We start from the raw sequence: 11,260 nt of genomic DNA, 5'->3' as shown, positions 1-11,260 counted from the left end.
GGTTTCGACTCCTAAGCCAGACCGGCAAAGCCCATGAAGGCGAGCGACAGCAGCCCGGCAGCGACGAAGGCGATGGGCGCGCCAGAGAAGGCCGCCGGCACCTGAGCCAGTGCCAGCCGCTCGCGCATCCCGGCGAAGATGACCATGACCAGGGTGAAGCCGAGCGCCGACCCCAGACCATAGAGCGCGCTTTGCAGAAAGCTGTGATCTTCCTGCACGTTCAGCAGCGCCACGCCCAGCACCGCGCAGTTGGTCGTGATCAGCGGCAGATAGAGCCCCAGCACCTGATAGAGCGTCGGTGAGATCTTGCGCATCGCCAGCTCGGTGAACTGCACCACGGCCGCGATGACCAGGATGAAGGTCAGGATGCGCAGAAAGCCGAGTCCGAGCGGCTGGAGCAACGCATGTTCCAGCACCCAGCCGGCCACGGCCGCCAGGGTCAGGACGAAGGTGGTCGCCAGCCCCATCCCGAGCGCCGAGTCGAGCTTGCCCGACACCCCCATGAAGGGGCACAGCCCGAGAAACTTGACCAGCACCACGTTGTTCACCAACGCGGTGGCCAGGATCAGCAGCAGATACTCGCCCATTGCATCAAAAGCCCCTGCATGTCATTGATGCGTCGTTCTCTGCAAAGCCAGTGCCAGCTCGAATCCTGCAAGACTGGGCGGACGTTTGCACGCTCTCGCGCATCGATATAACAAGCTGATCTGGATGGCTTTATCGATCAGTCAGGCCGGCTGGACGATCGATTGACGACGGGGTGAACAGCGGCTTCGGTCGTGGAAGCAGACTGTTGCTGTAGCGACGGACGTGTTTGTTGCGTACCCTTGAATTGTTGGAAAACGCACAAGATCCAGATTGCATGGCTCTAGCATTAGCGATTTCGGCATCTTTATTGCTTAGAATAAGGCCGAATCACCACATCCGCCGTCTACCAGGAGCGACCCGTGCCGGCCCGATCCGCCCCGGAACCCATCCAATCGACCGAGATTCTCAACACGCTCGGCGAGTTCATCGCCTCGCCGCCCGACGGCACCCCGCCCGAGGTGGTGGAGGCGCTGGCTCGCATGGGCGGCAACGGCGCCGATCCGCTACCGCCATTGCTGTTTTTCGAGGCCGTCGAGCAGTCGCCGATCGCCATCTCGATCACGGATGCGCGGGCGACCATCCTCTACGTCAACCGCGCCTTCGAAGCCCTGACCGGCTATGCACGCGACGAGTTACTGGGCCGCAACCAATCGCTCCTCTCCAACAACGCCACGCCGGCGAGCATCTACGAGCACCTCTGGCGCACCATTCTCGCGCGTCAGACCTGGAGCGGCACCCTGGTCAATCGCACCAAAGCGGGCGGGGACTATCTGGCCGAGCTGACCATCGCACCCGTCATCGATCACGACGGTGATCTCAAGTATTTCCTTGGCATGCACCGCGATGTGACAAAGGAGCACGAGCTGGAAGGCGCCGTGCACCAACAGAAGGCGCGCCTGGAGACCGTGCTCGATGCCGCACCGGCGATCGTGGCCCTGCTCGACAGCGCCGGACGGGTGATCCTGGACAATCAGGAATACAAGCGGCTGTTCGCGGAACTCCAGGGGCGCGAGCCGGCCGAGGTGTTGCGTGCCGCCCTCGGCGAACAGCTCGGACTCGATCCCTTCGTCGCCTGTCTGGAGCACGGACGCGCCTTCAAGAACATCGAGGTCAGCCTCGACATCCGTGGCCAGTCCAGTACGCGCTGGTTCGCCTGCTCGCTCAACCGGGTCGACGAATCCGATGCCAGCGCCCGCAGCTATTTCGGCGATTCGGCGCCGGGCGAGCGTCGCCTGCTACTGCTGGTCAACGACATCACCAGCCGCCGCCGTGAGATCGAGCGCGCCCATCTGGAGAATCTGCGCGCACGTCTGGCCGAGCAGCAGCGCATGCACGGGATGCGCGAGGCGTTGGCGGCCGCCGTCTATCAGATCCAGGTGCCGCTCAACGTCATCCAGGCGGCTAGCGGCATGTTGCGCGACGGTGTCGGCAACCCGGAGATCCTGGCCGCCATGCTCGATCAGATCAATGAATCCGGGATCAAGGCGCTCGCCACCCTCACCGCCGCCCTGCCCGAAGAGCCGCGCGAGGCTGGAGTTCGGGTGAACGTCAACAAACTCCTGCGTCAGGTGCTCGAACTGGAGACCCAGCGCCTGCTGGCCGGCGGCATCGTCGTCGACTGGCGACCGGCGACCCTGCTGCCCGAGCTGAACGGGCACAAGAACCAGTTGCGCGCCATGTTCAAGCATCTGATCGACAATGCTATCCAGGCCCTGCGCGAATCCGGCCGGCCCAATCGTGAGCTGATCCTGACCACACGCCCGCTCGACCGGGGTGTCGAGGTCGAGATTCAGGACAATGGTCGAGGCATCGCACCCGAGGATCGTTATCGTGTCTTCGAGCCCTTCCATATCGGCTGGCGCGATCGGCGCGGACGGTCCGGCATGGGGCTTGCGTTGGCTCAAGAGATCGTCAACGCCCACGGCGGATCGATCGAGGTCGATCCCGATTTCACTGGTGGCTGTCTGATTCGACTGTCCCTGAACGCTGTACTTTCGGACGACTGAACTTGACGGATCGACCCATGAGCTTCCAACCTACCGCCCCCGGCGCGTCCGGGGAGACGAGCCGGCTCGCCCTGCTCGAATCGCAACTCGCAGCCCTGTTCGAGGTCAGCCGCGTGCTGAGCCGTTCGCTCGACCTGCGTCAGACCCTGCGCGAGGTGCTCGGCGTGCTGCACGAGCGCGCGCGTCTGCGCCAGGGGCTGGTGTCGCTGCTCGACGAGGAGCGCGGCGAACTCCTGATCAGTGCGCTCCACGGCCAGGACGCCGAGCCGTTCGAGGCCGTCAGCTATCGCCCCGGCGAGGGCGTCATCGGCCATATCCTCAGCGCCAATGCACCCTGGGTGCTGCCGCGTCTGGGCGATGAGCCGCGCTTTCTCGACCGGCTCAATCTCTATGATCCGGACCGGCCCTTCATCGGCGTGCCGATCCGCAGCGACGAACAGGCCATCGGCGTGTTCGCCGCCCAGCCGCCGGTTGGCGCCGAACTGCTGGAAGACCGCGCACGTTTCCTGGAGATGGTCGCCAACCTCATCGGCCAGGCGGTGCGGCTGGCGCGCACGGTCGAGGCCGAGCAGCAGGCGTTGCGCGAGGAGCGCGACAAGCTGCGGCGCGAGGTGCGCGGCTCGCACGGCTTCGACAGCATCATTGGTCGCGCCGATGCGATGCGGCTGGTGTTCGATCAGGTGCGTCAGGTCGCCAAGTGGAACACCACGGTGCTCATCCGGGGCGAATCCGGCACCGGCAAAGAGCTGATCGCCAATGCCATTCACTACAACTCGCCGCGCGCCCGCGCGCCCTTCGTCAAGCTCAACTGCGCCGCACTGCCCGACAATCTGCTCGAATCCGAACTCTTCGGCCATGAGAAGGGCGCCTTCACCGGCGCCGTCTCGCTGCGCAAGGGCCGTTTCGAGCAGGCCGACGGCGGCACGCTCTTCCTTGACGAGATCGGCGAGATCACGCCCGCCTTCCAGGCCAAGCTGCTGCGGGTGTTGCAGGAAGGGGAGTTCGAGCGCGTCGGCGGCGGGCGCACGCTCAAGGTCGACGTGCGGGTGATCGCCGCCACCAACCGCGATCTCGAATCCGAGGTGCGCGCGGGGGAGTTTCGCGAGGATCTCTACTACCGTCTCAACGTCATGCCGATCCGCATGCCGGCTCTGCGCGAGCGCATGGAGGACATCCCGGATCTGGCGCGCTTCCTGGTCGGCAAGGTGGCGCGGATGCAGGGGCGGGAGCTTTCGATCACCGACAGCGCGCTACGGGTGCTGATGCGCTATGACTGGCCGGGCAACGTGCGCGAGCTGGAGAACTGCATGGAGCGCGCGGCGGTGATGAGCGAGAACGGCGTCATCGATCGCGACGTCATTCAGCTCACGGGCATCGATCTGAACGCCGGCGCGTCCGAGCCGGCACGCTCAGCGACCACAGTGACGGCTCCGGGCAGCGGCGCGGTCGATCTCGACGACCCGGATCTCGATGAGCGCGAGCGCGTCATCGCCGCGCTGGAGGAGGCCGGCTGGGTCCAGGCCAAGGCCGCGCGTCTTCTGAACATGACTCCGCGCCAGATCGCCTATCGCATCCAGACGCTCAACATCAAGGTGCGGCAGTTCTGACGCCGGGGCGGTCGCCGCTCCTGGGGTCAGTCGCCGGACCGATGGCGCCGCACCGGCACGGGCGCGCCGAAGAAGGCGAGTACGGTCAGGTCTTCCCGGATGTCGAAGAAGGCGTGATCACAGGCGGCCTGGACGTACATCAGCGTTCCTCGCTCGACATGGTGCTCGCTGTCGCCGATCCGCAGGTGCGCCTTGCCTTCCAGGACCAGATAGAGTTCGTCCTCTTCGTGCGCGCTCGACATGTCCCTGGAGCCGACCGGTAGATGATAGATCGAGCAGGAGAGCGAGGGCGTGCGCAGGAACTCTTTGAGGCTCACGCCCGAACGCTCGACCTTGGCGAGCAGTTCGTCGAGCTGGAAGATCTGCCAGGTCGCGTCGTTCATGGATCGAGATACCTATTGCGCTAACGGTTGGATCGTGGCGGCGTGCGGTGTCCCGCCCGCCTCATCGCGAAGATATCAAGGAGGGGGCGATCGAGCAACTGAGAAACATTCGCATCGTTGTGCGAATCGTCGGAATCCGGATGATACGCGACGTATGGAGGTGACGTGCGGGCAAGAAAAAACCGGCCTGAGCCGGTTGATTCTATTCGTGAATTTGGTCGGGGTGACAGGATTCGAACCTGCGACTTCTGCCTCCCGAAGACGATTCAAGGCCAATCACGATCAGTGACTTACAGTAAAAACAGCGGTTTATAGACCGTCAAAGTTCGCCAAAGTCCGCGCTAGTGTGTATTCTTGCACTTAATAAGTGCGCATTTAGGACACCTGCCGTCCCTCGAACTGGGAAATCGGCGGTTCCTCGATTCGGAGTACACACCCATGCGAGCCTTCATCACTCAGAAGCTGGTCGACTCGACCCGCAAGCGCGCCAAGGCCGGCGAGATCCTCAAGCCGCTGGAGATCCGTGACGAGGATCTGAAGGGTTTCATCCTTCGCGCCCAACCGTCCGGGCACCTGGCCTACATCGTCCAGTACGCGCGCGGCAAGCGCCTCACGCTCGGCGATGCCGCCGTTCTGACTCCGACCCAGGCCCGTAACCGCGCCAAAGCGGTGCTCGGCGCCGTCGCCGAGGGTCGCGATCCCCTGGACGCCATTCGGCAGGCCAAGAGCGCGACCGCACCGACGCTGCGCGAATACCTCGAAGACACCTATGTCGAGTGGGTCACGGTCAATCGCCGATCCGGCGCCGCGCAAGTGGCCCGGCTGAAGGCGTGCTTTTTCGCCCAATTCGGCGAAATCCCCCTCGATCAGTTGGCGCCGCTCGACCTGGAGAACTGGCGCAAGCGCCGATTGCAGCAGGGTCGAGCCGTGGGCACCGTCAACCGTGACTTGAACACGCTCAAGTCGGCCCTGTCGCGCGCCCTGGACTGGGGAATCATCGCCGTCCACCCTCTGGCCAAGCTCAAACCGGGGAGGGAAGATCAGAATGGCGTCGTCCGCTATCTCAGTGGCGACGAGGAGCGTCGATTGCGGCAGGCCCTCGCCGAGCGCGACACCGAGCTGAAGGCCGCGCGCGAGCGGACCAACGAATGGAGACGCCAGCGCCACAAAGACCCCTTGCCCGAGATCCTGAGCTATGGCGACCACCTCACGCCGATGGTTCTGGTGTCGCTGCATACCGGACTCAGACGCGGGGAGCTGTTCAATCTGCAATGGCCTGATGTGGACCTGGAGCGTGCCTTGCTGACGGTTCGCGGGTCCGGCGCCAAGAGCCAACAGACCCGTCATGTTCCACTCAATGCCGAGGCCCTGTCCGCGCTCCAAGCCTGGCAGAAGCAGACCGGCGCGACGAGTGGCTATGTCTTCGCCGGCCGTGGGGGAGGGCGGTTCGACAACACCCGCAAGTCATGGGTGGCGTTGCTGGAGACGGCCGGTATCGAGGGATTCCGCTGGCACGACATGCGCCACACCTTCGCCTCGAAGCTCGTCATGGCCGGCGTGGATCTCAACACTGTGCGCGAGCTGCTCGGGCACTCGGATCTGTCCATGACCTTGCGCTATGCCCACCTGGCGCCCGAGCACAAGGCTGCTGCCGTGGCGCGGCTGGTGGAGGTTGGCAACGAAGCAGGGGGCGTCCGTGCGTAAGCATATCCGTTATCCCCGACTGCACGAGTTGAGCGCGACAGCCGCAGAAGAGTTCGAGCGCTTGCTGAAGAGTGCCCTCGCGGGGCTATGGCACCTGCCGGACCAACATCGCCCAACAGCCGAGCAAGCTTTGACCGAGGCCGGGCTTGATCCTGCCTACGCGATACGCGGTCGAGGGTTTGAAATCGCCGTCTGGCGTTCTCTCCTCGGCGAACCGGATTATGAGGTTCGCTGGATCGGGTTCGATGAGATCGAGTCACAATTTCCCGATGATGTCGTTGCTGCCGCGAAACTCTTGCATCTGCTCAAATTCATTCAGGACCGCGCGCATCGCGAAGGCATCGCCAATACGCCGGAACTGTCATGGTTTCTGATCAAACAGGAGGTCTTGCGCTATTTCTGGATCGCGTTCGTTGTCCCCGAGCTGCACGCTGAAGGCGTCACGCTCAAGCAATCAGCGCGGCGCTCCGGCGGCCCTGATGTGCGCGTCTTCGCATTGAGATTGCAGCGATCAGGGTTATCGCGCGCTCAAGCACGCGATCGACTGATGGAGCGATTCGACTTCGGTAAGCGGCGCGCCTACGCGATTCTTGAAGATGTCTGGGGGCCGGCGCTTGGGAGAAAGAAACCCGAAAAAAGGTAGGGTGTGCATATTTGGAGAGTGCACACCTGTATGGAAGATGGCTTCATCGTCCACCGATGGAGCACATGAAATGCCGCTATCCCCTGATGACCATGCCCGTATTCGTGGCGTCACGATCGAAGATGCCGCCAAGACGCTTGGGATCGCCAAGAGCACCGCTTACAAGCTGATCAGCCGTGGCGAGTTGCGGACCTTCAAGATTGGGCGCGCACGTCGAGTGACACCCGACGCGATCGAGGATTGCATCAAGCGCCTGGAATCGCGCGCCGCCTGACAGGGAGCCGTCACGATGTCGAGAAGATCACAGAAGATCCGCGCAGAACGGCGCGAGAAGATGGCCCGGAAGTGGGCCACAAATGAGGACGCCCCGACGCGCGACCGTCGAGGCGTTGCAAAGCAGTCCGATTTGAGCGTATCGTTAAACCGTCTCGGAGGGGCGCCAACCCCTACCGAGCAAATGACCGACTGATGCCACAGCAGGTCAACCGGCGGGACAAATTGTAGCACCAAGGCCCCAGGCCGCGCACGTCCGCGCGTCTTCGTGCCCGCCGTCTGTCCGCTCGTCCATCAGTCGAACCCTGCAATCCATCTGCACCGAGGTTCGACATGAAGAAGCACCCTGACGACGCTACCGTTCATTTCGGCAGCGACTACCTCACCCCTGAAGCCCTGCTCGCCATCCGCCCCGGAGTTCCGCGCGGTCTGCATATCGATGCGCTCGACTGTGTGCTGTCCCGCGCGGCCGCCGTCACGCAGATGCTGGCCGTCGCACACAGCAACCTCGGCGGCCCATCGCTCCCTCAGGAAACGATCGCTGATGCCATCTGGACCGTCGAGGGCCTGATCGCCGAGGCGCGGATGATCTCCGGCCACTGCGGACAGGAGCTACCCGGCAACCGAATCCCCATCGGGGAATTGATGCGCCAGATTGGACTGTGGGGCGATGCCGCCCTCCAGGCGATGTCTGAATTCGAGTCGCTGAAGACGAGCGAGCAGGAGGGCGAAGCCAAGCCCGCCACCTTCAGCTACTACATCGCGCCATCCAACGCGAATTTGCCGGGACCGTTCAACTGGTTCGTGGTGAATGACTCGACCGCGAGCGTCGAGCAGCATGGCGTCGAGGATTCCTGGCTCGAAGCCGACCGCGCCGCCGTGGTCGCCATCAAGGACGTGGAGGGCGAGCAGTGAACCAACGCCGCTATCTCCCCCAAGCGCTGGGCGCTATCGTCCGCGAACTCGACGACAAGCTGACCGACCTGAGCTGTAGTGAACTCGCCGAGCATCGCGACCACCTGACCTGGCTCACGACCGGAGCGGTCATCCTGGCCGATCTCCTCATTGAGCAGGCCAACGACCGTGAACTGAGAGGTGATCCACCCACCGCGCCTGAGCCGGCACATCGCGATCCATCCGCTTGGGCTACTGATCTGTACCTGACCCCGCTGGAACATCAGCGACTGGCCGAGATTGCCGAGCGCGACTATCGCGGTGATCTGGCTGCCGCTGCGTCCGGGTTGCTGGGGCGTGCGGTGCGGGAACATGCCGCTCGCGTCGTCGGAGGTGCGGCATGAGCGACCTACCCGAATCCTTCAGGCTGAGCTACGCGCTCTCGAAGCAGCTTTCATCCGCCTACGAGATCACCAGCAACTATGGCGGGATTGAACTCGACGACGAGCTGCGCGCCGCCGTCGAGAAGGCCGTCCGCCCGATCCTGGAACGCCGGCTGAAGCAGGCCGAGCGCGAGGAATCGAAGCGATGAACAACCGCCCCATGGAGGGGGCGGCTTCGACCGCTCCTGTCATTCCACCCGTCCAGAGGGGCGCTATCGGCGATCCCCTCTCTCACCTGCCTGAAGCCATGCGCCACGCTCCACGCTGGCTGGTCTGGAAGTCGATCGCCAACGGCGAGAAGAAGCCGCGCAAGGTGCCGTTCTATGCCAACGGCGCGCCGCGCCAAGGCCAGCTCGACACCCCCGAAGACCGCGCGCGGCTGGCCACACTCGACGAGGCCCTGGTGGTCCTGGAGACCGGCGAGTATGCCGGGCTCGGGTTCGCGCTCGGACCCGACGAAGACGGCCACCATTGGCAGGGGATCGACCTGGATGGCACCGACACCCGGCCCGATCTCGCCGCCCTGGTCGAGCGGCTGCCGGGCTATGTCGAGCGCAGTCCATCCGGTACAGGCTGGCACGCCATCGGCATCGGCCGCGACTTCGCCACGCTCGGCAACAACGGCACGGGCATCGAAGCTTATGCCCATGGCCGGTACTTCACCGTGACCAGCACCGATGGCCGGGGCGACCTGGAAGACATCGCCGATTTCGTCACCGTGACGCTCTCCCCGCTGCACGCGCGCGCCAAGGCCAAGGCGGCACCGATCGAGCGGCCGCACGTCGATACCACCGATCAACTGGTCCGGGATCTGCGCTCGGCGCTGGCGTCCATGCGCTCAGACGATCGGGATCTGTGGGTCCGCATGGGTCTGGCCTTGAAGCCGCTCGGCGACCAAGGCCGCGCGCTGTGGCTGGAATGGTCTCAGACATCGGAGAAGTTCGACCCCAAAGACGCCGCGCGCACGTGGGATTCGTTCAAGCCCGAGGGCACCGGCCCGAAGGCCGTCTTCGCCGAGGCCCAACGCTCGGGCTGGGTCAACCCGGCGAAGCGCGAACGCCAGCCGGCCGAGCCGCGCAAACAAGAGGACGCGCGCGCCCAACGTCCTGAACCGCCGCCGGCGGATGTTCACGGCGAGCCGGACGACTGGCCAACCCCCGGCGATCTCTCCGCGCCGATCGATGGCGAACCCTACCCGCTGGCCGCTTTCCCCCAGGCCGCGCAGAACGCCATCCGCGAATATGCGGCCTTCGGTCAGCAACCGCTGCCGCTGATCGGCTCGTCCGCGCTGGCACAGATGGCGCTGGCCGCGCAAGGACTGGCGAACGTCGGCATCAATGATCACCTGGTCTCGCCGATCTCGCTCTACCTGCTGTTGTGCGCGGTGTCCGGCGAGCGCAAGTCTGCGGCCGACAAGTTCTTCGGGCGCGCGATCAAGGCATGGGTCCGCGAAACACGCGAGAAACGCTTGCCGGACCATCGGCGCTCGGTCGCCATGGCGGCCGCGCACAAGAGCCGCGTCGAGGGCACCAAGTCGAAGATCAAGGCCATGGAGGGCAAGGACGATCCTGAAAGCGAAAAGGAGCTGGAGCGCCTGGAGGCGCGGCTCGTCGAGCTGGAACAGAACCCCATCGTTCCCATCCCCCTGCCGAGTCCGAGCTATGAGGACGTGAACCCGGCGTCTCTGGCCTATGCCCTGGCCACCGGCTGGCCGTCCGGCGGTCTGTTCTCTGATGAGGCCGGCACCGTGGTTGGAAGCCAAGGACTGGGGGACGACTCCGCTACGTCCTTGCTCGCGCTGCTGAACATCCTCTGGGACGCGCGCGACTTCCTGCCGACCCGCAAGGGCGCCCCCGTCGCCGAACTGCGCGGCCGGCGCTTCAGCGCCTTCCTGATGATGCAGCCGGATCTGCTGCCCAGGCTGATCGACAAGGGCGCGCGAACCATCGGATTCCTGGCGCGGTTTCTCCTGGCCGCGCCGCGCTCGACCATGGGGACGCGGGCCTATGCTGAACCGCCGGCCTCGTGGCGCGCGCTGGAAGACTTCGAGCGCCACATCCTGGACCTGCTCGCGCTGCCGCTCCCCATCGACGACACCGGCGAAGACAAGGGCGCGCGGATGATGCTGAAGCCGCCCGTGATGCGCCTGAGCGCCGGCGCGAAACTGGCGTGGATCACCTATCACGACACCATCGAACGCGAGCTGGCCGACTTCGGCGAGTTCGCCGAGGTGCGCGACGTGGCCGCCAAGAGCGCGGAAAACGCCGCGCGGGTGGCGACCATCTTCCAGCTGTTCGACCACGGGCGCGTCACGCGGGAAATCGAAGAGCACTACATGGCCGGCGGAATCGCCGTGGCGGCCTGGCACCTGGCCGAGGCCCGGCGGATCTTCTACGAAGCCGACACACCCGAGGTGGTGCTCGACGCGCGCGAACTGTCCGCCTGGCTGACCGGCAAGGGGCGCGAGCTGGCCAACCGCGATGGCGAGCCGATCATCGATCAGGCCGGCCTGGTCTCGCTGCGCGATGTCTCGAAGTTCGGCCCGAACCGCACGCGCGACGCACTGAAGCGAGACGCCGCGATCGATCTCCTGGAAGAGTCCGGGCACGTTCGGCGGATCGATCGAGGACGCCAACGCCTGCTTCAAATCAATCCCCGTCTGCTGGTGTCGGGAGGGTGACGACCATGCTCAATCCAACTGCCGCGAACTGCCGCAGAA

At 64.8% G+C, this 11,260-nt stretch carries 11 protein-coding genes; 9 read left to right on the top strand and 2 right to left on the bottom strand.

Features of this window, described 5'->3' with window-relative positions; all coding sequences use genetic code 11:
- Positions 1 to 11: 11 nt before the first annotated feature.
- Positions 12 to 587: an electron transport complex subunit RsxA gene (gene rsxA / locus HW932_RS15435; protein WP_176977386.1), complete on the bottom strand. Its 576-nt coding sequence runs from the start codon at positions 585 to 587 to the stop codon at positions 12 to 14.
- Between the two features lie 360 nt (positions 588 to 947).
- Between rsxA and nifL the strand changes: the two genes are divergently transcribed.
- Positions 948 to 2,594 carry a nitrogen fixation negative regulator NifL gene (nifL, locus tag HW932_RS15430; protein ID WP_176977385.1) on the top strand — a complete coding sequence of 549 codons (1,647 nt, stop codon included), beginning with the start codon at positions 948 to 950 and terminating at the stop codon, positions 2,592 to 2,594.
- Positions 2,595 to 2,611: 17 nt separating this feature from the next.
- On the top strand, positions 2,612 to 4,201 hold the full coding sequence (gene nifA, locus HW932_RS15425) for a nif-specific transcriptional activator NifA (protein WP_176977384.1): 1,590 nt from the start codon (positions 2,612 to 2,614) through the stop codon (positions 4,199 to 4,201).
- A gap of 26 nt (positions 4,202 to 4,227) precedes the next feature.
- Here the strand turns inward: nifA and HW932_RS15420 are convergent, their stop codons facing one another.
- Positions 4,228 to 4,584, bottom strand: a complete 357-nt coding sequence (locus HW932_RS15420; RefSeq protein WP_176977383.1) for a cupin domain-containing protein — start codon at positions 4,582 to 4,584, stop codon at positions 4,228 to 4,230.
- A 438-nt stretch (positions 4,585 to 5,022) separates the two neighbouring features.
- Between HW932_RS15420 and HW932_RS15415 the strand changes: the two genes are divergently transcribed.
- The 7 genes from HW932_RS15415 (at position 5,023) to HW932_RS15385 (ending at position 11,221) form a co-directional block, all read left to right on the top strand.
- Positions 5,023 to 6,288 (top strand): site-specific integrase, encoded by a 1,266-nt coding sequence (locus HW932_RS15415; RefSeq protein WP_176977382.1) that lies wholly within the window; start codon positions 5,023 to 5,025, stop codon positions 6,286 to 6,288.
- A complete protein-coding gene (locus HW932_RS15410) occupies positions 6,281 to 6,931 on the top strand; it encodes a hypothetical protein (RefSeq protein WP_176977381.1) in 651 nt (216 codons plus the stop codon). Before HW932_RS15415 ends, HW932_RS15410 begins: the two co-directional genes overlap by 8 nt.
- A gap of 70 nt (positions 6,932 to 7,001) precedes the next feature.
- Complete coding sequence (locus HW932_RS15405) at positions 7,002 to 7,205, top strand: helix-turn-helix domain-containing protein (protein ID WP_176977380.1); 204 nt, start codon at positions 7,002 to 7,004, stop codon at positions 7,203 to 7,205.
- Positions 7,206 to 7,537: 332 nt separating this feature from the next.
- Positions 7,538 to 8,119, top strand: a complete 582-nt coding sequence (locus tag HW932_RS15400; RefSeq protein ID WP_176977379.1) for a hypothetical protein — start codon at positions 7,538 to 7,540, stop codon at positions 8,117 to 8,119.
- Positions 8,116 to 8,502 (top strand): hypothetical protein, encoded by a 387-nt coding sequence (locus tag HW932_RS15395; protein WP_176977378.1) that lies wholly within the window; start codon positions 8,116 to 8,118, stop codon positions 8,500 to 8,502. The genes HW932_RS15400 and HW932_RS15395 overlap by 4 nt, the downstream gene beginning before the upstream one ends.
- A complete protein-coding gene (locus HW932_RS15390; RefSeq protein WP_176977377.1) occupies positions 8,499 to 8,690 on the top strand; it encodes a hypothetical protein in 192 nt (63 codons plus the stop codon). Before HW932_RS15395 ends, HW932_RS15390 begins: the two co-directional genes overlap by 4 nt.
- 98 nt (positions 8,691 to 8,788) lie before the next feature.
- A complete protein-coding gene (locus HW932_RS15385) occupies positions 8,789 to 11,221 on the top strand; it encodes a DUF3987 domain-containing protein (protein ID WP_176977376.1) in 2,433 nt (810 codons plus the stop codon).
- Positions 11,222 to 11,260 lie beyond the last annotated feature (39 nt).

The organism is Allochromatium humboldtianum (assembly GCF_013385175.1).
Taxonomy (GTDB): Bacteria; Pseudomonadota; Gammaproteobacteria; order Chromatiales; family Chromatiaceae; genus Thermochromatium; species Thermochromatium humboldtianum.
The sequence above is the reverse complement of the archived record's forward strand: the minus strand, read 5'-3'. Positions and strand labels throughout refer to the sequence as shown.

What these genes read in the sequence shown, in the direction of transcription:
- rsxA (WP_176977386.1), bottom strand. Translation starts at nt 587, where the DNA reads ATGGGCGAGTATCTGCTGCTGATCCTGGCCACCGCGTTGGTGAACAAC.
- nifA (WP_176977384.1), top strand. Translation starts at nt 2,612, where the DNA reads ATGAGCTTCCAACCTACCGCCCCCGGCGCGTCCGGGGAGACGAGCCGG.
- HW932_RS15420 (WP_176977383.1), bottom strand. Translation starts at nt 4,584, where the DNA reads ATGAACGACGCGACCTGGCAGATCTTCCAGCTCGACGAACTGCTCGCC.
- HW932_RS15415 (WP_176977382.1), top strand. Translation starts at nt 5,023, where the DNA reads ATGCGAGCCTTCATCACTCAGAAGCTGGTCGACTCGACCCGCAAGCGC.
- HW932_RS15405 (WP_176977380.1), top strand. Translation starts at nt 7,002, where the DNA reads ATGCCGCTATCCCCTGATGACCATGCCCGTATTCGTGGCGTCACGATC.
- HW932_RS15400 (WP_176977379.1), top strand. Translation starts at nt 7,538, where the DNA reads ATGAAGAAGCACCCTGACGACGCTACCGTTCATTTCGGCAGCGACTAC.
- HW932_RS15390 (WP_176977377.1), top strand. Translation starts at nt 8,499, where the DNA reads ATGAGCGACCTACCCGAATCCTTCAGGCTGAGCTACGCGCTCTCGAAG.
- HW932_RS15385 (WP_176977376.1), top strand. Translation starts at nt 8,789, where the DNA reads ATGCGCCACGCTCCACGCTGGCTGGTCTGGAAGTCGATCGCCAACGGC.